The following is a 19,055-nucleotide window of genomic DNA, read 5'->3' as shown; positions in this document are numbered from 1 at the left end:
GGCGGTTTCTCCGGGGCTGGCTTACTTGCCGTTGCCGGCGGATGGCGCGGCCGGGGCCGATGCCGCGGCGGCCGGGGAGCGCGCCGGCGCATCGACCACCTTCACCAGGTCGCCGTCGTTGAGGAAGCCCGCGCCCTGGACCACCATGCGCGCACCTTGCGGCAGCGCGCTCGTGATCTCCACGCGGTCGCCGGCGCGGCGGCCGGTCTGCACCTTGAGCTGCGAGACGCGGTTGTCCTCCTTCAGCAGGAACAGGTTGTTGAAGCCGTCGCGCGGCACGATCGCGCTCTGCGGCACCGTGGGCGCGCTGCTGCGGCCGAGCTCGAAGTCGCCGCGCGCGAACATGCCGGCCTTGATGCCGGTGTTCTGCTGCACCGGCGGCAGGTCGACGTAGACCAGCGCCGCGCGCGTCTGCGGATCGACCGTGGGCGCGATGCTGCGCACCTTGCCCTGCACCTGCGCGCCGCTGGCGCCCACCACGAACACCGGCGTGCCGAGCGCGATGCGCGCGATCTCGGCCGAGGTGACCTCGGCGCGCCATTCGAGCCGGCCCTGGCGGATCAGCCGGAACAGCTCGGTGCCGGCCGACACCACGCTGCCCACGGTGGCGCTGCGCGCGGAGATCACGCCGTCGTCGGGCGCCAGCACCTGCGTGTTGCGGCCGCGCACCTGCTGCGCCGCCAGCACCGCCTCGGCGGCCTCGACGCGCGCCTTCGCGGTCTGCTCGCTGGTCTGGTACTGGTTGATCTGCTGCTGGCTCAGCGCGCCCGTGGCCTGCAGGGTGCGCGCGCGCGCCGCGTTGCCGGCCGCGTCGGCCGCAGTGGCGCGGGCCTCGGCCAGCGAGGCCTTGGCCTGCGCGATGTCGGCCTGCACCGTCTCGGGCGAGAAGGTGGCGAGCACCTGGCCCTTCTTCACCAGGTCGCCGACGTTGACGCGCACCTCGGCCAGCCGCAGCCCGTTCGATTCGGAACCGACGCTGGCCTCCTGCCAGGCCGCGACGTTGCCGTTGGCCGCGAGCGTCACCGCGAGCTCGGTGGTCTCGGGCTGGCCGATGGTGACCGTGAGCACGGGGCGCGACGGCGCGGCCTTGCCATCTTTGGCGGGCGCCTGCTGACCTTGCTGCGCCGGTGCGTCGGCGGGCTTGCTGCGGCCGAACAGGAACAGCGCCGCGGCGACGGCGGCGACGACGACCAGGACGACGATGAGGGTGGAGCGGGAGGGGCTTTTCATGGCGACGTCGCGACCTTGGCGGCCGGGGTGGAGGAGCGGTAGATGGTGAGGGTGCGGCCCGGCGTGGTGATGATGGTCACGGGGACGCGCTTCGGCGCGGCTTCGGCGGCGGCTGCCGCGGTGCCCGGGCGGGCCCAGCCGCCGCCCATGGAGCGGTACAGCGCGACCCAGGCCTCGGCGCGCTCGCGCTGCAGCGAGACGCGCGCGGTCTGCGCGCTGAACAGCGTGCGGCGCGAATCCTCGAGCTCGAACAGGCTCGCCAGGCCGCTGTCGAAGCGCGCCTGCGTGGCATTGAACGAGGCCTGGTAGTTCTGCACCGCGGCGTCGGCGTCGCCGGTGCGCGCATCGGTGGCGTCGAGGTTGACCAGCGCCTCCTCGACCTCGCGCACCGCCTGGCGCACGTTGGCGCGGTAGAGCGAGACGGCTTCTGTGTAGCGCGCCTTGGCCGCCTCGGCATTGGCCGCGCGCGCGCCGCCGTCGAGCAGCGGCACGGTGAGCGCCACCGGGCCGACGGTCCAGGTCTCGATCGATTCGCGGAAGCCGCTGACGCGAAAGCCCGTGCGGCCGATGTTGCCGGAGATGGTGAGCCGGGGATAACGCTCGGCCTCGGCCGAGCCCACCTCGGCGCTGGCGGCCGCCACGCCGAGCTCGGCCGCGTAGACGTCGGGCCGCTGGGCGATGGCGTTGGCCGGCACGCTGTCGATGCGGCCCACGGCCGGCAGCGCGCGCTGCGCGGGCGCGGCCGCGAGCCGGGTCTCGAGCTCGGTCTCGGCAATGCCCGTGAGCGCCACCAGCGCCTTGCGCTGCACGGCGCACTGGGCGCGCTGCTGCGTCAGCCGGCCCGAGGCGTCGGAGGCGCTGGCGCGTGCGAGCGCGGCGTCGGCCGGCGCGGTGAAGCCGGCGCGCATCGAGAGGTCGGTCAGGCGCGCGGTCTCGCCGCGCGAGCGGGTGTCGGATTCGGCCACGCGCAGCTGCTGCTGGCAGGCGCGCTCGGCGAAATAGGCGTTGGCGGTCTCGGCCGCGACCGACACGCGCGCCTCGTGCCACTTGGCATCGGCGCTGCGCTCGCGCTGCACGGCCGCGTCGCGGTCGGCGCGCAGGCGGCCGAACAGGTCGATCTCCCACTTGGTCTGCAGGCCGGCCTGCAGCGTGGTGATCGGCGTGGTGGCCGAGGTGCTGCCCGAGCCCGAGCCCGAGCCCGAGCTCGCGCCACCGCTGCTTCCCGATGGCGTGCCGCCCGTGAGCCCCGCGGTGCCCCGGCTCGCCGAGCCCGTGGCATCGAGGCTGGGCAGCAGCGCGGCGCCGGCCTGCACGCGGGTCGAGCGCGCCTCGGCCAGCCGCGCCGCGGCGCTCGCCACGTTGGGGCTCGCGCCCTCGGCGGCCGCGATCAGGTCGACCAGCAAGGGATCGTCGAGCTGGCGCCACCATTCGGCCAGCTGGGCCAGCGAGCCGCCATGCGGCAGCGGCGCATGCCATTGCGCGGGGGCGGGCGCGCCGACCGCGGCGGGCGGGCGGGTCAGGCCGCAGCCGGCGAGGCCGGTGGCCAGGCCGAGCCCGAGGCCTGCCTTGAGGCAGAGGATGGCGATCGGTCGTGGAGCTCGTCTCATGCTGTCTTTCTCCCGGAGCGGGATGGAGGGCGGGGCGCCTGCGTGCGCGCGGGCGGCCCCGGTTCGGCGGCGCGGCGCTGCGCCTCGGCCTCGACCAGCGCCACCGCATAGCCGGCGAGGCGCCGGGCCCAGGTGTCGACGGCGCGCGGCGTGCGCAGCAGCGCGGGACGGATCGCCTCGATCACGTCCTGGCTCACGAACAGCTGCATCGCGAGGCCCGTGATCGCGAAGGTCAGCCGGTGGATGTCGTCGTCGGCGCGCGCCACGCCGAGATGGCGGCACAGCATCGCCGCGATGGCGCGGTGCGGGTCCTTGATGTCGCGCTCGAGCTCCTTGGCCCACAGGCTGGTGGGCTCGAGCATCTCGCGCATGTGCAGGTGGATGCACTGGCGCACCACCTCGCCCTGGTCGAAGGGCTCGACCATCTTGGCGAAGAAGATGCGCAGCGATTCCTCGAGCGAGAGGCCGGGCGCGGCGTAGAGCGCCACGAAGTCGCCCGCGTTGCCGCCCATGGGCTCGCTGAAGGTGGCGGCGTAGAGGCCGGCCTTGTCGCCGAAGTAGTAGCTGATGGCCGAGATGTTGACCCCGGCCTCGCGCACGATCTCGCGCGTGGAGGTCTTGGCGAAGCCCTTCTGCGCGAACAGCCGCAGCGCGGTGTAGAGCAGCCGCTGGCGCGCCTCGGCGCCGTCGCTGCGCGGCGCGCGCGGAGCGGCGGCGGTCTTGCGCGCCGGCAGCGTCGAGGTAGGGGCCGTGGACTTCATGCGGGCGATTACACCATGCCGAAAATCAAACGATTGATTAACTTAGCCTCGCCTGAGGCGATGCTGAAGGGCTCCTGAAGACAAGGTGCAACGGGGGCCGGTGGGCGATCGGGAGCGGGGCGGAGCGTTCTGGCGGGGCGCGTGGGTGGCGGGGGAGGGGCTCCATCGCTGCCTGGCGGCGGCACCCTGTTCTTGGTGTGGTTGTCGATCGCGGTGCCGGCTCGCGCGCCCGTGCATTCTGACCCGGCCGCGCCGGCCGGCGATGCCGGATTTGTTGCGGATTGATGCAGGCTACGATCCGCGCATGCCTGCCTCCACCGCCGCCGCGCCCTCCGCCCTGCCGCTCGATGCCGACGGCATCCTCGCGCTGGCCGCGCGTTCCATGTTCCACCTGTTCTCGCGCATGAGCCAGGGCATGTTCCTGGTCGACCGCAGCGGGCGCATCGTCTGGGTCAACGAGGGCTACCGGCGCTTCCTGCCCGCGCTGGGCTTCTCGTCGATCGACCAGTTCCTCGGCCACATGGTGGAGGACGTGATCCCCAACACCCAGATGCGCCGCGTGCTCGAGAGCGGCGAGCCGATCCTGATCGACCTCTTGACCAACAAGGCCGGCACCTTCGTCGTGAGCCGCATCCCGCTGCGCGAGGAGCGTGCCGACGGCGCGGGCGAGGTGATCGGCGCCATCGGCATCGTGCTGTTCGACCAGCCCGAGACCACCCTGCAGCCGCTGATCAGCAAGTTCGCGCTGCTGCAGCGCGACCTCGACGATGCGCGGCGCGAGCTCGCGAGCCAGCGCAACAACCCGCTCTACCAGCAGGCGGCCGAGGGCCAGCGGCGCTCCAAGTACACCTTCGCGAGCTTCATCGGCAGCAGCCCGGCCGCGGTCGAGGTCAAGCGCCATGCGCGCCGCGCGGCGCAGTCGGCGAGCCCGGTGCTGCTGCTCGGCGAGACCGGCACCGGCAAGGAGCTGCTCGCGCATGCGATCCATGCGGCCTCGGCGCGCGCCAGGGGCCAGTTCGTGAGCCTCAACATCGCGGCCGTGCCCGACACCCTGCTCGAGGCCGAGTTCTTCGGCGTCGCGCCGGGCGCCTTCACCGGCGCCGACAAGCGCGGGCGCGAGGGCAAGTTCAAGCTGGCCGACGGCGGCAGCCTGTTCCTCGACGAGATCGGCGACATGCCGCTGGGCCTGCAGGCCAAGCTGCTGCGCGCGCTGCAGGAAGGGGAGATCGAGCCGCTCGGTTCGAACAAGCTGATTCCCTTCGATGCGCGCGTGATCGCTGCCACCTCGCGCGACCTGCCAGAGCTGGTGCGCCGCGGCCAGTTCCGCGAGGACCTCTACTACCGCCTCAACGTGCTGCCGCTGCGCGTGCCGCCGCTGCGCGAACGGCGCTCCGACATCCCGGCGCTGGTCGAGGCGCTCGGCGAGGACATGGCGCTGCGCAGCGGCGAGGCCCCGCCCGAGCTCACGCCCGACGCGCTCGCGCTGCTGGCCGGCCAGCACTGGCGCGGCAACATCCGCGAGCTGCGCAACGTGCTCGAGCAGGTGACCATGCGCAGCGACTCGCAGCGCATCGACGCGGCGCAGCTCGAGCGCATCCTGCGCGAAGCCGGCCTCGAGCAGATCGCGCAGCCCGCCGCGCTGCGCGACGCCCACGATGCCGACGAGGAGGCCGCGCTGCTGCGGCCGCTCGCGCAGCAGGTGGCCGAGCTCGAGCGCCGCGCGATCGGCGCGGCGCTGGCGGCGACCGGGGGGAACAAGCTCGCGACCTCGCGCCTGCTGGGCATCTCGCGGGCGACCTTGTACGAGCGCATGACGAACCAGGCGGATTGACCTGCGCGCCGAGCGCGGACCACGAAGGAGGAGAGCATCGATGAAGGGCTTGTTGACGCGATTGAAGGGGGCGCTGGGCCGGCCGGCGCCAAGCCGCGCCGAGGAGGCCGGGCAGGGCGAGCGGGTCCTGGTCAACGCCTACTGCACGCGCGCCGATGTACCGGCGCTCGAGTTCCCCCATGCCCTGCAGGGTCGCCGCGATCTGTCGGACCCCGAACTCGCGCCCCACCTGGCCGGCTTCGTCGGCTACGTGCTGAGCCGCGGCGACGGCACGATGTCGCGCAACCGCTATCACGTGATGCGTCATGTCCAGCGCGTGCGCCAGCACCTGAGCCTGTCGCTCGACGAGGGCCTGCTCGATGCGTTCTCGGACTGGGCCGTGCGCGCGAACGCGATCGTGTTCCTGCCCGACGGCAGCATCCGCGATCCCCGGGGGCGCATCCTCTTGTCGGCGGCGGGCGAGGAGCCCGATGGCGAAGCCGCGCTGCCCTATCCGGCCGAGGCCTGGGAGCGCAAGGCGCGCACCGAGGCAGCGCTCGCGGCGCGGGGCATCGAGGTCCCGCGGCACCTGCCGCCGCTGGTCTGCGAGCCCGAGCTGCGGTTGCGCACGCCGCAGGAGATCGCGGGCCGGGCCTTCGCGCTGCTGGCGGTATCGGCGCGGGCCGAGTCCCTCGCGAGCAAGGAGCCGCTGGCGCCCGAGGACCTGTTCGAACGGCTGCCCTCGGCACGGGCGCATCTCACGCCGGCGGAGCAGGCTTTCCTCTCGGACCCCGAACCGCTGGCGTCCGATGTCGTCCAGTTCGGCTGGCGCTACGAGTGCCTGTATCTGCTCGAGTGGGCGATGGGCCTGGTCGATGCGTTGCCCTTTCCCGGCGCGATCTGCGACGTGCCGCTCGCCGCACGCACGATGCTGGAAGCCCGCGACCTGCCGGGCGCGCTGCGTTCGCTGCGCATGCGCGGCGAAGGCGAAATCCTCGATGGGCTCGACCTGCATTACCGCTTGCACTGGCGCGTACGCCAGGCCGGGCTCCAGCAGGTCCCCGTGGCGCCGGAGCTCGATGCGGGCGTGATCGCCGAGCGGCATCGCGCCTTGAACTGGCTGGTGCGCTTCGAGGACCGCGAGTGGGACGAGGTCGACACGCCCACCTGACAATCCGGCCTCCACCTGCCTGCGAACCTGCCTTCCACCAGAGCCTTCCATGAAGACACCGATCCGCTCCCTCGTCCTCGCCGCATCGTGCGCCTGCGCCGGCGCCGCCCTGGCCGCGCCGCCCTGCGCCGACGAGGCGGTCGCGCGCGCGAAGAAGCTGCTGGTGTTCCATTTCGGCGAGGACGATCGCATCCGCGTCGGCTCCGAGGTCAAGGAGCTGCCGCCGCTGCGCAACCCCGCCAACAAGGCGCAGCAGTTCCGCGTGCTCGAGGTCTGGGGCTCGATCTACAAGGGCAACTACCGCATGCGCCTGATCTATCACGTGGCGGGCAAGGACTGCACGCTGATGGGCCAGGAAATCCTCGAGTACGCCAGCCTGTGAGCGTCCGCGCCCTGCGTTCCACCTTCGGCCCCAACTGCCACTGGTGCGGCCTGCCGATGGACTTCGAGGAGCCGCATGGCCGGCCCGAATCGGCCACCATCGAGCACCTGGTCGACGCCACGCTGGGCGGCGTGCGCTCGCCCAAGCACCGGCGGCTGGCCCATGCGGCCTGCAACCACGCGCGCAACGAATTCCGGCTGCAGGCCGAGCGGCAGTTCAGGCAATGGATCGAGGAGCGCCGGGCCTCCGCGAAAACCCTGACTGAAAAATAGACAGTCGACTGAAATTCAGACACGACAACTGTTCTGAATTCAGCCGAATCGCGCTTTTCCCGAATGGGGAAACCTTTGTTATCAACGGTTTAGCGCGTGGCACGAAGTGTGCAATATTCAGTCATCTTTATCAGGAGACAACGAATGAACCGTCGCCACCTCGTCGCCCTGGCCGCGCTCGCCGCCTGCGCCGCCGCCGCACCCGCCTGGGCCCAGTCCGGGGAGATCCGCATCGCCCACATCTACAGCAAGACCGGCGCGCTCGAGGCCTACGGCAAGCAGACGCAGACCGGCTTCATGATGGGCCTGAACTACGCCACCGAGGGCACGATGACCGTCGCGGGCAAGAAGCTGGTCGTGATCGAGAAGGACGACCAGGGCAAGCCCGACCTCGGCAAGTCGCTGCTGGCCGCGGCCTATTCCGACGACAAGGCCGCGCTGGCCGTCGGCCCGACCGCCTCGGGCGTGGCGCTGGCGATGCTGCCGGTGGCCGAGGAGTACAAGAAGATCCTGCTGGTCGAGCCCGCGGTGGCCGACTCGATCACCGGCGACAAGTGGAACAAGTACATCTTCCGCACCGGCCGCAATTCGAGCCAGGACGCGATCTCCAACGCGGTGGCCGTCGACAAGGCCGGCGTGACGGTCGCCACGCTGGCGCAGGACAACGCCTTCGGCCGCGACGGCGTGAAGGCCTTCGGTGCCGCGCTCAAGAAGGCCAAGCTGGTCCACGAGGAGTACCTGCCGCCCGCCACCACCGACTTCACGGCCGGCGCCCAGCGCCTGATCGACAAGCTCAAGGACCAGCCGGGCCGCAAGATCATCTGGATCGTCTGGGCCGGCGCGGGCAACCCGTTCAAGATCGTCGACCTCGACCTCAAGCGCTACGGCATCGAGATCGCCACCGGCGGCAACATCCTGCCGGCCATGGCGGCCTACAAGGCGCTGCCGGGCATGGAAGGCGCGGCCTACTACTACTTCGGCATTCCGAAGAACCCGGTGAACGAGGCGATGGTCGCGGCGCACTACAAGGAATTCAAGACGCCGCCGGACTTCTTCACGGCCGGCGGCTTCTCGGCCGCGATGGCGGTGGTGACGGCGCTCAAGAAGACCAACGGCGACACCAACACCAACAAGCTCATCAGCACCATGGAAGGCATGAGCTTCGACACGCCCAAGGGCAAGATGACCTTCCGCAAGGAAGACCACCAGGCGATGCAGTCGATGTACCACTTCAAGATCAAGGTCGACCCGGCCTTCGCCTGGGGCGTGCCGGAGCTGGTGCACGAGATCAAGCCCGAAGAGATGGACATTCCGATCAAGAACAAGCGCTGAGTCCGGCGCTTCCCGCCACCCGAACGCGGCGCCGAGCGCCGCCCGCCTTTTTCTTTCTCTTTCGCCCCGGATGGCCGCCGGGCGAAGCGCCAGCCTGCGTCCGCGCGGGTGGCGCGCTCCACGGCCGAGTCCTCGATCAGCCAAGCAGCGTTCTTACACCCATAACGGAAGGAGACAGCGATGCCAGCGATGAATTGGAACTGGAAGAGATTGGCCATGGCCGCGGCCATGGCGGTGGCCGCGCAGGGCGCGGCGGCGGCGGTGCCGCTGCCGGCACTCGGCGCGAACCCGGCGGAGGTCAGCGTGTCCGGCCTGTCGGCCGGCGGCTTCATGGCGGTGCAACTGCACGTGGCCTATTCGGCCACCTTCAAGCGCGGCGCCGGCGTGGTGGCCGGCGGCCCGTACTACTGCGCCGAAGGCTCGGTGCTCAACGCCACCGGCCGCTGCATGACGCATGCGAGCAGCATCCCGGTGTCCACGCTCGTGAGCACCACCAACAGCTGGGCCGCCAGCGGCGCGATCGACCCGGTGTCGAACCTCTCGGGCTCGAAGGTCTACCTGTTCTCGGGCACCTCCGACAACACGGTCAAGCAGCCGGTGATGGACGACCTCAAGACCTACTACCAGAGCTTCGTGCCGGCGGTCAACACGGTCTACAAGAACAACCTCGGCGCAGGCCATGCGATGGTCACCGACGACTACGGCGGCGCCTGCGCCACCACGGCCTCGCCCTACATCAACAACTGCGGCTTCGATCTCGCGGGCGAGATCCTCACGCACCTCTACGGCCCGCTCAACGCGCGCAACAACGGCACGCTCGGCGGAACCTTCACCGAGTTCAACCAGGGCGAGTTCTCGGGCGGCTCGGGCATGGCCGCCACCGGCTGGCTCTACACGCCCGCGGCCTGCGCGGCCGGCAGCGGCAACAGCTGCCGCGTGCACGTGGTGCTTCACGGCTGCAAGCAGAACTACACGGACGTGGGCGACCAGTACGTGAAGAAGACCGGCTACAACCGCTGGGCCGACACCAACAACATCGTGCTGGTCTATCCGCAGACCAGCACCGCGGCCACCAACAGCTGCTGGGACTGGTGGGGCTACGGCAGCGTCAACTACGCCAAGAAGTCCGGTCCGCAGATGGCGGCCGTCAAGGCCATGGTCGACCGCGTGACCGGCGGCGGGGGCGGCAGCGCGCTGCCCGCGCCCACCGGCGTGGGCACCTCGGGCGCGACCAGCAGCAGCATGGTCATCGGCTGGACCGCCGTGGTCGGCGCCAGCGGCTACAACGTCTACCGCGGCGGCAGCAAGGTCAACGCCTCGCCGGTGGCCGGCACCAGCTACACCGACACCGGCCTGGCACCCTCGACCAGCTACAGCTGGACCGTGACCGGCCTGACCGCGGCCAATGCCGAAGGCGCGATGTCGGCCGCCGCCACCGGCACCACCACCGGCGGCAGCGGCGGCGGCACCTGCTTCACCGCGAGCAACTACGCCCACACCGTGGCCGGCCGTGCCTATGCGCTGTGGGGCCTGACCTATGCCTACGGCTCGGGGCAATCGATGGGCCTGTGGAACATCTACGTGACCACCACGCTGAAGCAGACCGGCCCCAACTACTACGTGATCGGCAGCTGTTGAGGCCGGTCGACCTTCCTGGATTTTTCGTTTTCGCAATGACCAACGATGCTTGAGACCCGAGATCTGACCATCCGCTTCGGCGGGCACGTGGCCGTCAATGGCGTGAGCTGCGCATTCGCGCCGGGCACGCTGACGGCCATCGTCGGCCCGAACGGCGCGGGCAAGACCACCTACTTCAACCTGATCTCGGGCCAGCTCAAGGCGAGCGCGGGCACGGTGTCGCTCGACGGCCAGCCGCTGTCGGGGCTGTCGCCGTCGGCCCGCACCCGCGCCGGGCTGGGGCGGGCCTTCCAGCTCACCAACCTGTTCCCCAACCTCACGGTGCTGGAGAACGTGCGCCTTGCGGTGCAGGCCACGCGCGAGGGCGCGCACCGCCGCGGGCTCAACCTCTGGAGCATCTGGAGCGACCATGCGGCGCTGACCGAGCGCGCCGACGAGCTGCTGGCGCAGACCAACCTCAAGTCGCGCGAGCACGCCACCGTGGCCAGCCTGCCGCACGGCGACCAGCGCAAGCTCGAGGTGGCGCTGCTGATGGCGCTCGAGCCCAAGGTCTTCATGTTCGACGAGCCCACGGCCGGCATGAACGCGGCCGAGGCGCCCGTGATCCTCGACCTGATCCGCCAGCTCAAGCAGGACCGCAGCAAGACCATCCTGCTGGTCGAGCACAAGATGGACGTGGTGCGCGAGCTCGCCGACCGCATCATCGTGCTGCACAACGGCACGCTGGTGGCCGACGGCGATCCGGCCACCGTGATCGCCTCGCCGGTGGTGCAGGAAGCCTACCTGGGCATCGCGAAGGAGGCCACGGCATGAGCGCCGCGCCGGGCCGCCCCAAGCAAGCTCGCACCGCAGTGCGAAGCACGAAGGTATTTCAATGAGCACCAACCTGCTGACCCTCGAGGGCGTGCACACGCACATCGGGGCCTATCACATCCTGCACGGCGTCGACCTCGCCGTGCCCAAGGGCCAGCTCACGATGCTGCTGGGCCGCAACGGCGCGGGCAAGACCACCACCCTGCGCACCGTCATGGGCCTGTGGCATGCGTCGCAGGGCAGGGTGCGCTTCGGCGAGCGCGACATCACGGCCCTGCGCACGCCGCAGATCGCCGAGCTGGGCATCGCCTACGTGCCCGAGAACATGGGCATCTTCTCCGACCTCACGGTGAAGGAGAACATGCTGCTGGCCGCGCGCGGCGCGAAGAACGCGCAGCAGATGGACGACACGCGCCTCGCGTGGATCTTCAAGCTGTTCCCCGCGGTCGAGAAGTTCTGGAACCACCCCGCGGGCAAGCTCTCGGGTGGCCAGAAGCAGATGCTGGCCGTGTCGCGCGCCATCGTCGAGCCGCGCGAGCTGCTGATCGTCGACGAGCCCAGCAAGGGCCTCGCGCCGGCCATCATCAACAACATGATCGACGCCTTCGACGAGCTCAAGCGCAGCGGCGTCACGATCCTGCTGGTGGAACAGAACATCAACTTCGCGCTGCGCCTCGGCGATGCGGTCGCGGTGATGGACAACGGGCGCGTGGTGCACAGCGGCTCGATGGCGGCCTTCGCGGCCGATGCGCAACTGCAGCAGTCGCTGTTGGGATTGGCACTATGAAAATCGAATTCGACTGGAAGCCGCTGCTGCTGGTGCCCGTCCTCGCGCTGGTCGCGCTGCCGCTCACGGGCTCGTTCTCGACCTGGCTCACGCTCACGGTCGCGGGCCTGGCGATGGGCATGATCATCTTCATCATCGCCTCGGGCCTCACGCTGGTGTTCGGGCTGATGGACGTGCTGAACTTCGGCCACGGCGTGTTCATCGCGCTGGGCGCCTTCGTGGCCAGCAGCGTGCTCGGCCTGATGGGCGACTGGACCGGCTCGCAGGAACTGTGGCGCAACCTGGTGGCGGTCTTCCCGGCCATGCTGGTCGCGATGGCGGTGGCCGGCGCGGTCGGCCTGGCCTTCGAGCGCTTCATCGTGCGGCCGGTCTACGGCCAGCACCTGAAGCAGATCCTCATCACGATGGGCGGCATGATCATCGGCGAGGAACTGATCAAGGTGATCTGGGGTCCGGCGCAGGTTCCGCTGCCGCTGCCCGAGGCGCTGCGCGGTTCGCTGCTGGTGGGCGACGCGGCGATCAGCAAGTACCGGCTGCTCGCGGTGGCGGTGGGCGTGGTGGTGTTCGGCCTGCTGGCCTGGACCCTGAGCCGCACCAAGATCGGCCTCCTGATCCGCGCCGGCGTGCAGGACCGCGAGATGGTCGAGTCGCTCGGCTACCGCATCGGCCGCCTGTTCGTCGGCGTGTTCGTGGTCGGCAGCGCGCTGGCCGGGCTGGGCGGCGTGATGTGGGGCCTGTTCCAGCAGAACCTGGTGCCGCAGATGGGCGCGCAGGTCAACGTGCTGATCTTCATCGTCATCATCATCGGCGGCCTCGGCTCCACCGGCGGCGCGCTGCTCGGCGCGCTGCTCGTGGGCCTGATGACCAACTACATCGGCTTCGTGCTGCCCGCGCTCACGCAGTTCGCGAGCATCTTCCTGATGGTGGCGGTGCTGCTGTGGCGTCCGCAGGGCGTGTATCCGGTGGCGAACCGCTGAGGACCGAGCCATGTTCCTGAAACGACTCCTCTCCAACGACATGCCCCGGAGCCGCCTGCTGGCCGTGCTGCTGGTGGCGCTGTTCCTCGCACTGGCCTTCGCGCCCTTCCTGTTCCCGGGCGTGAAGGCGCTCAGCGTCGCGGCCAAGATCCTGGTGTTCGTGGTGCTGGTCGCGAGCTTCGACCTGCTGCTGGGCTACACCGGCATCGTGAGCTTCGCCCACACCATGTTCTTCGGCATCGGTGCCTACGGCATCGCGATCTCGGCCTCGCGGCTCGGGCCCGACTGGGGCGCGGTGCTGCTGGGCCTGGGCGCCTCGCTCGCGGTCTCGCTGGTGCTCTCGTTCGCCATCGGCCTGTTCTCGCTGCGCGTGCGCGCGATCTTCTTCGCGATGATCACGCTGGCCGTGGCCTCGGCCTTCCAGACGCTGGCCTCGCAGCTGTCGGACTTCACGGGCGGCGAGGACGGCCTGACCTTCAAGCTGCCCGAGCTGATCTCGCCGAGCTTCGAGTTCGCGGAGGAGCCCTTCCTCGGCGTCTCGCTCGACGGGCGCCTGCTGTGCTACTACCTGCTGTTCGTGGCCGCCGTGGTGCTGGTGCTGGCGATGCTGCGCATCGTGAATTCGCCCTTCGGCCGCGTGCTGCAGGCGATCCGTGAAAACGAGTTCCGCGCCGAGGCGATCGGCTACCGCGTGGTGGTCTACCGCACCACGGCCGCGGTGCTGTCGGCGCTGTTCGCCACGCTGGCCGGCGCCATGCTCGCGATCTGGCTGCGCTACAACGGCCCTGACACCTCGCTGAGCTTCGAGATCATGGTCGACGTGCTGCTGATCGTGGTGATCGGCGGCATGGGCACGATCTACGGCGCGGCCATCGGCGCCGTGCTGTTCGTGGTCGCGCAGAGCTACCTGCAGGATCTGCTGCGCATGGGCAGCGAGGCCGCGAGCGGCCTGCCGTGGCTGGCCGCGCTGCTGTCGCCCGACCGCTGGCTGCTGTGGCTCGGCGTGCTGTTCGTGCTGTCCGTCTATTACTTCCCCACCGGCATCGTCGGCAAGCTGCGGGCCCGCCGCGCGAATGCCGCGTGAGGCCGCGCGATGAGCGACTCCATGACTTCCCGCATCGTTCCTTCCTCCCACTACGCACGGCTCGCGGGCCGCGAGATCCACTGGCTGGACTGGCCCGCGGCCGAGCCCGATCCGCAGGTGCTGATCGCCTGGCACGGCCTGGCGCGCACCGGCCGCGACATGGACGAGCTGGCCGAGCACTTCGCCGCGCGCGGCTTCCGCGTGATCTGCCCCGACACCATCGGCCGCGGCCTGAGCCAGTGGAGCCCGCTGCCCGACGAGGAGTACCGGCTCGCGTTCTATGCGCAATTGGCCGAGGCACTGTGCGACGAGCTGCAGCTCGAGCGCGTGCACTGGGTCGGCACCTCGATGGGCGGCGCGATCGGCACCGTCTGCGCCGCGGGCCTGTTCGCGCCGCGCATGAAGGCGCGCATCGCGAGCCTGGTGCTCAACGACAACGCGCCCGAGCTCGCGCAGGCCGCGATCGAGCGCATCCGCGCCTATGCCGGCAACCCGCCGGCCTTCGACACGGTGAGCGAGCTCGAGACCTTCTTCCGCGGGGTCTACAAGCCCTACGGCTGGCTCAGCGACGCCCAGTGGCGCCGGCTCGCCGAGACCTCGACGCGCCGGCTGCCCGACGGCCGCGTCACGCCGCACTACGACCCGGCCATGGTGCGCCAGTTCAGCACGCGCGAGGACGACTACCTGATCTGGCCGCACTACGACGCCATCGAGGCGCCGGTGCTGTGCCTGCGCGGCGCCGAGTCCGACCTGGTGCTGCCCGAGGTGGTCGAGGCCATGCGGCATCGCGGCCCGGGCGCGGCGGGGCGGCTCGAAGTCGTCGAGATCCAGGGTTGCGGCCACGCGCCCGCGCTCAACGTGCCCGAACAACTGGAGTGCATCGAAGGGTTTATTCGCGCCGCCGGCCGCTGAGGGGACGGCGGCCTCCACAATCGCCGCCGGTCATCACCCCACAGCAACACACAGAGGCATTCGCACCATGGCGCTTTCGATGTACGACATTTCCGTGCCGGTCTTCACCCGCGGGCTGGCCCAGCTTCGCCACGTGCTCGGCAAGGGCCTGGCCCATGCGCAGGCCAACGGCATCGATCCCTCGACCCTGGTCGATGCGCGCCTCGCGCCCGACATGCTCACGCTGGCCGGCCAGGTGCAGCGCGCGAGCGATGCCTGCAAGCTCGGCACCGCGCGCATCGCGGGCGTGACCGCACCCAGCTTCCCCGACGAGGAGAAGAGCTACGACGAACTGCTGGTGCGCATCGCGAAGACCGAGGAGTTCCTGCTCGGCGTGGACCGCGCGCAGATCGACGGCCACGAGGACCGCCCGGTGGTCATCACCGCGCGCGGCACCGAGGTGCATTTCACCGCGCAGCGCTACCTGCTGCAGTTCGCGCTGCCCAACTTCTTCTTCCACGCCACCACCGCCTACGACGTGCTGCGCAACGCCGGCGTGCCCGTGGGCAAGATGGACTATCTCGGCAAGTTCTGAGGCCGCGAAGGCCGGCGGCCCTGACCCTGGTCTTTACGCCGCCGGGACAACCTTCAAATTGCCGTGACACCTGCGCACGCACGGCGCGTGCCGCGAACAATCGCGCCTGACCGCTGTCGGTCTGACATTCGAGCGAGGTTCGCGATCATGAACATGTTGTCCAGAAGGGCGTTCTCGGGGCTGGCCGTCGGCGCTTCCGCGTTCGTGGCGGCCGTGGGCGGCGGATGGCCGGTGCGCAGCGCGCTGGCCGTGTCGCCGGGCCTGCGCGACTACGGCAAGGCCCCCGAGTTCGCGGGCATCGACCGGTGGCTCAACTCGGATCCGCTCACCCTGCAGGGGCAGGCCGGCAAGGTGGTGCTGGTCGATTTCTGGACCTACTCCTGCATCAACTGCATCCGCACGCTGCCGCACGTGGTGCGCTGGTACGAGAAGTACCGGGACCAGGGCTTCGTGGTGGTGGGCGTGCATTCGCCCGAGTTCGCCTACGAGAGGTCGACGCGCAACGTGCAGGACGCGATCGAGCGCTTCGGCATCCGCTACCCGGTGGCGCAGGACAACGGCTTCACCACCTGGAAGGCCTACGACAACCAGTACTGGCCCGCGTTCTATCTGGTCGACGCCAAGGGGCAGGTGATGCGGCGGCATTTCGGCGAGGGCGAATACGCCGAGATGGAAGCCGCGATCGAGGCGCTGCTGGCGCGCAGGCAGCCGGCCTGAATCGGCAGCGCTACTTCGCCGATTCGAGGATGCGCCGCACCGCCGCCTTTCCCGCCGGCGTGAGCACCGGGCCGAGTTCGGCGTAGGGCACTTCGATCTCGATCGCGCAGCCGTCGCCGAAGTCGGGCTGCGCGAAGCGCATGCCCTTGGCTTCCAGTGTGAGGTCGTAGTAGGCGTCTTCCTTGTAATTGGACTCGCAGTTCTCCTCCGCCTTCCCGGGATCGATGCCCTCGTGGCGGAACACGAAGCGGCGCAGCTTCGGCGTCATCGAGCCGCCGCTGGTGGCGACGACGGGGCCAGCTCCGGGGACGCGCAACGACTCCTTGCGCGAGCCGAACCATGTCCACAGGTCGACCTGCTTGCCGGTCTGAACGTCCCAGGTGCGATAGAACCAGGAGATGCCGGAGCGGCCCGTGCCCGCGGCCCAGGTGTAGTTGCGGATGCTGAGCCACTGCGAGGTCCAGTATTCGGGCTCGGTGGTGTTCTCGTCCTCTGCGGGCACGCCGACCCGGCCTAAAAACTCGCGGCGCTTGTCGAAATACTCCTGGATCGCGTCCTTGCCAGTGTCGAAGTCGCTGCGAAGCTCCCGGTTGATGGCCGCGAGCGTGGGTTCGGGGCCGAAGAGTTCGACGGTTGCCTGTCCCGCGAAGCGCAGCGGGCGGAAGCTGCGGCCGGGGGCGAATTCCTTCTTCTTGCCGATCTCGATCTTCGGTGGGGCTTCGATCTGGCTCGTGTAACTCTCGCTGCCGCAAGCTCTTTTACTTTTGGAGGAGTCGACAAGGTTGAGGCTGATCGGCAATTTGATACGGGCATCCTTCACGCTGCTCCAAGTGCCGGAAAGCGTGGTGCCTTGGCCTGGATCGAGTAACCACAGCCCTGTTTCGTTTGCCTCGTGCCACAGACCGTCTTGCTCTTTGCGCGTCAGCTGAATTGGCGTCTTGTACTGCTTGTAGAAATAGCTCCCGCTCGGGTAGTCGAAGTTGAAGCAGGCCACGATGGCCTTGGTGCCGAGTGTGCCTTCCCATACACCTGGGGAAATAAAGACGAGCTCGGCGAAGGCGGGGGGAGTCATGAAGGGCAGCAGTAGCAGGCCCCAGAAGAAACGGGCGCGAAGATTTCTCATGGCTTGCGTGCGCGGATCGAATACATCAGCGGAATGCGCGGCATGCCCTCGGGCGGCGCCATGCGGCGGCCGCCGATGTCGCGCATGCCCTCGAAGGGCTTCCAGCCATTGGCGTACGGGTACTCGTCGAGCCGCTCGATGACCAGCCCGGCCTGCGACAGCGCGGTCGTCACCTGGCCCAGGCCCCAGGTGAATTCGAAGCTCGGGTGCGGGTTGCTGAAGTTCTCCACGCCGCGCTCGTAGCCTTCGCGCACGAGGCCGTCGCCCGATGCGGCCACGTAGTCGCCCACGCCTTCCTCGGGCACGGGGGCGTCGTTGAAGTAGTCGTAATGGAACTTCCAGGCCGGGTCGAACACCAGCGCGAACGGATGGAACTCGACGAAGACGAAGCGGCCGCCGGGCGCGAGCAGCTGCGCCACGCCGCGTGCCCAGGCCGCGATGTCGGAGAGCCAGCACAGCGTGCCGTACGAGCAGAACACGATGTCGTGGCGCTCGCCGCGTGCCTGCGCGTCGCGGAAGTAGTCGTAGACGTCCGAGCGGACGAAGCGCGCCGCGATGCCCGACTGCTGCGAGAGCCGGGTAGCGAAGTCGATGGCCTCGTCGGAGATGTCGACGCCCGTCACCTCGGCGCCGAGGCGCGCGATGCTCAGGCTGTCCTGTCCGGCATTGCATTGCAGGTGCAGCACCGACAGGCCCTTCACCTCGCCGAGCAGGCCGGCTTCCTCGGGGAACAGGGTGGAGCCGCCGTCGCGGAAGAAGGCCGCCTGGTCGCCCTTGTGGCTGTTGTGCGCGAGCGTGGCGGCGTTCCACGAGAGGCGGTTGGCCTCGTGCAGCTCGGGCTTCATCGCGTGCTCCAGCCCGCGAGATGGCGCTCGGCGATGTCGGCGAGGGCGTCGATCCAGGCCGGGCCGTCATTGAGGCAGGGGATGTAGCTGAACTGCTGGCCGCCCGCATGCAGGAAGGCCTCGCGGCCTTCCATCGCGATCTCCTCGAGCGTTTCGAGGCAGTCGGCCGGGAAGCCCGGGCAGGCCACGTCGACGCGCTTCACGCCCGCGGCGCCGAGTTCGCGCAGCGTGGGTTCGGTGTAGGGCTCGAGCCATTTGGCCTTGCCGAAGCGCGACTGGAAGGTCACGCGGTATTGCGCGGGCGTGAGGCCCAGGCGCGCGGCGAGCAGGCGCGCGGTTTCGAGGCACTGCGACTGGTAGGGGTCGCCGAGCTCGATGTTGCGCGCGGGAATGCCGTGGAAGCTCAGCAGCAGCACCTCGCCGCGGCCCTGGTCCTGCCAGTGCGCCTCGATGCGCCGTGCGAGCGCCTCGATGTAGCCGGGGTCGTCGTGGAACTGGTTGACGAAGCGGAACTCGGGCACGCTGCGCTGCGCGCGGCTCCAGTCGTTGACGGCATCGATCACGCTCGCGGTGGTGGTGGCCGAGTACTGCGGATAGCCCTGCAGCACGAGCACGCGCTCGACGCCTTCGGCCTGCAGCGCATCGAGCCGCGCGCCGATCGACGGGTTGGCATAGCGCATCGCATCGCGCACCGCCACGCGGTGGCCGCGCCGGCCCAGCGTGTCGCCCAGGCGCTGCGCCTGCCGTTCGCTCCAGACCTTGAGCGGCGACCCCTCGGGCAGCCAGATGCTCGCGTACTTGGCGGCCGACTTCGCGGGCCGCACGCGCAGGATGATGCCGTGCAGGATCGGCAGCCAGAGCAGGCGCGGGATCTCGACCACGCGCGGATCGCCGAGGAAGTCCGCGAGATAGCTGCGCACGGCGCTGGCAGTGGGGGCATCGGGCGAACCCAGGTTGCACCAGAGGACGGCGGTGCTGCGGGGGGCGTTGCCGGGGGTGAGCGAGGGACTTGGAGGCATG

At 69.9% G+C, this 19,055-nt stretch carries 19 protein-coding genes; 13 read left to right on the top strand and 6 right to left on the bottom strand.

Going from position 1 to position 19,055, the window contains the following annotated elements:
- Positions 1-21: 21 nt before the first annotated feature.
- From R0232_RS20165 to R0232_RS20155, 3 genes are read right to left on the bottom strand one after another with little or no spacing between them, the layout of a single operon-like run.
- Entirely contained in the window at positions 22-1,230 is a 1,209-nt protein-coding gene (locus tag R0232_RS20165) for an efflux RND transporter periplasmic adaptor subunit (protein WP_431509187.1), read from the bottom strand.
- Complete coding sequence (locus tag R0232_RS20160; RefSeq protein ID WP_431509186.1) at positions 1,227-2,837, bottom strand: efflux transporter outer membrane subunit; 1,611 nt, start codon at positions 2,835-2,837, stop codon at positions 1,227-1,229. Before R0232_RS20160 ends, R0232_RS20165 begins: the two co-directional genes overlap by 4 nt.
- Complete coding sequence (locus R0232_RS20155; RefSeq protein WP_431509185.1) at positions 2,834-3,598, bottom strand: CerR family C-terminal domain-containing protein; 765 nt, start codon at positions 3,596-3,598, stop codon at positions 2,834-2,836. Before R0232_RS20155 ends, R0232_RS20160 begins: the two co-directional genes overlap by 4 nt.
- A 304-nt stretch (positions 3,599-3,902) precedes the next feature.
- Between R0232_RS20155 and R0232_RS20150 the strand changes: the two genes are divergently transcribed.
- From R0232_RS20150 to R0232_RS20090, 13 genes are all read left to right on the top strand, one after another.
- Positions 3,903-5,429 carry a sigma-54 interaction domain-containing protein gene (locus R0232_RS20150; RefSeq protein WP_296781900.1) on the top strand — a complete coding sequence of 509 codons (1,527 nt, stop codon included), beginning with the start codon at positions 3,903-3,905 and terminating at the stop codon, positions 5,427-5,429.
- Between the two features lie 40 nt (positions 5,430-5,469).
- The gene (locus R0232_RS20145) at positions 5,470-6,579 is read left to right on the top strand and encodes a DUF4272 domain-containing protein (RefSeq protein ID WP_431509184.1); all 1,110 of its coding nucleotides are present in this window, start codon (positions 5,470-5,472) and stop codon (positions 6,577-6,579) included.
- Positions 6,580-6,628: 49 nt separating this feature from the next.
- On the top strand, positions 6,629-6,961 hold the full coding sequence (locus R0232_RS20140) for a hypothetical protein (RefSeq protein WP_057594309.1): 333 nt from the start codon (positions 6,629-6,631) through the stop codon (positions 6,959-6,961).
- The gene (locus tag R0232_RS20135; RefSeq protein ID WP_093344253.1) at positions 6,958-7,233 is read left to right on the top strand and encodes a hypothetical protein; all 276 of its coding nucleotides are present in this window, start codon (positions 6,958-6,960) and stop codon (positions 7,231-7,233) included. The genes R0232_RS20140 and R0232_RS20135 overlap by 4 nt, the downstream gene beginning before the upstream one ends.
- A 144-nt stretch (positions 7,234-7,377) precedes the next feature.
- Positions 7,378-8,565, top strand: a complete 1,188-nt coding sequence (locus R0232_RS20130) for a substrate-binding domain-containing protein (protein WP_057594307.1) — start codon at positions 7,378-7,380, stop codon at positions 8,563-8,565.
- A 180-nt stretch (positions 8,566-8,745) separates the two neighbouring features.
- Positions 8,746-10,203: an extracellular catalytic domain type 2 short-chain-length polyhydroxyalkanoate depolymerase gene (locus R0232_RS20125; protein WP_431509183.1), complete on the top strand. Its 1,458-nt coding sequence runs from the start codon at positions 8,746-8,748 to the stop codon at positions 10,201-10,203.
- Positions 10,204-10,248: 45 nt separating this feature from the next.
- The gene (locus R0232_RS20120; protein ID WP_431509182.1) at positions 10,249-11,016 is read left to right on the top strand and encodes an ABC transporter ATP-binding protein; all 768 of its coding nucleotides are present in this window, start codon (positions 10,249-10,251) and stop codon (positions 11,014-11,016) included.
- Between the two features lie 61 nt (positions 11,017-11,077).
- Complete coding sequence (locus tag R0232_RS20115) at positions 11,078-11,803, top strand: ABC transporter ATP-binding protein (RefSeq protein ID WP_093344249.1); 726 nt, start codon at positions 11,078-11,080, stop codon at positions 11,801-11,803.
- Positions 11,800-12,780 (top strand): branched-chain amino acid ABC transporter permease, encoded by a 981-nt coding sequence (locus R0232_RS20110; protein ID WP_209545137.1) that lies wholly within the window; start codon positions 11,800-11,802, stop codon positions 12,778-12,780. Before R0232_RS20115 ends, R0232_RS20110 begins: the two co-directional genes overlap by 4 nt.
- A gap of 10 nt (positions 12,781-12,790) precedes the next feature.
- The gene (locus R0232_RS20105) at positions 12,791-13,864 is read left to right on the top strand and encodes a branched-chain amino acid ABC transporter permease (RefSeq protein WP_431509181.1); all 1,074 of its coding nucleotides are present in this window, start codon (positions 12,791-12,793) and stop codon (positions 13,862-13,864) included.
- A 21-nt stretch (positions 13,865-13,885) separates the two neighbouring features.
- Positions 13,886-14,776 carry an alpha/beta fold hydrolase gene (locus tag R0232_RS20100; RefSeq protein ID WP_431509180.1) on the top strand — a complete coding sequence of 297 codons (891 nt, stop codon included), beginning with the start codon at positions 13,886-13,888 and terminating at the stop codon, positions 14,774-14,776.
- 67 nt (positions 14,777-14,843) lie between these two features.
- Positions 14,844-15,350 (top strand): DUF1993 domain-containing protein, encoded by a 507-nt coding sequence (locus tag R0232_RS20095; protein WP_093344245.1) that lies wholly within the window; start codon positions 14,844-14,846, stop codon positions 15,348-15,350.
- 153 nt (positions 15,351-15,503) lie between these two features.
- Positions 15,504-16,067 carry a thioredoxin-like domain-containing protein gene (locus tag R0232_RS20090; protein WP_431512912.1) on the top strand — a complete coding sequence of 188 codons (564 nt, stop codon included), beginning with the start codon at positions 15,504-15,506 and terminating at the stop codon, positions 16,065-16,067.
- 10 nt (positions 16,068-16,077) lie between these two features.
- Here the strand turns inward: R0232_RS20090 and R0232_RS20085 are convergent, their stop codons facing one another.
- Genes R0232_RS20085 through hemH form a run of 3 tightly spaced genes read right to left on the bottom strand, consistent with a single transcriptional unit; the run spans position 16,078 to position 19,054 of the window.
- A complete protein-coding gene (locus R0232_RS20085) occupies positions 16,078-17,190 on the bottom strand; it encodes a hypothetical protein (protein ID WP_208508140.1) in 1,113 nt (370 codons plus the stop codon).
- On the bottom strand, positions 17,187-18,035 hold the full coding sequence (locus R0232_RS20080; RefSeq protein WP_057594299.1) for a class I SAM-dependent methyltransferase: 849 nt from the start codon (positions 18,033-18,035) through the stop codon (positions 17,187-17,189). Before R0232_RS20080 ends, R0232_RS20085 begins: the two co-directional genes overlap by 4 nt.
- Positions 18,032-19,054, bottom strand: coding sequence for a ferrochelatase (gene hemH / locus R0232_RS20075; RefSeq protein ID WP_431509179.1), 1,023 nt, complete (start codon positions 19,052-19,054; stop codon positions 18,032-18,034). The genes R0232_RS20080 and hemH overlap by 4 nt, the downstream gene beginning before the upstream one ends.
- Position 19,055 lies beyond the last annotated feature (1 nt).

The organism is Variovorax sp. DAIF25, from assembly GCF_050711835.1.
Lineage (GTDB): Bacteria > Pseudomonadota > Gammaproteobacteria > Burkholderiales > Burkholderiaceae_C > Variovorax.
This window is presented reverse-complemented; position numbering and strand designations above follow the sequence as displayed.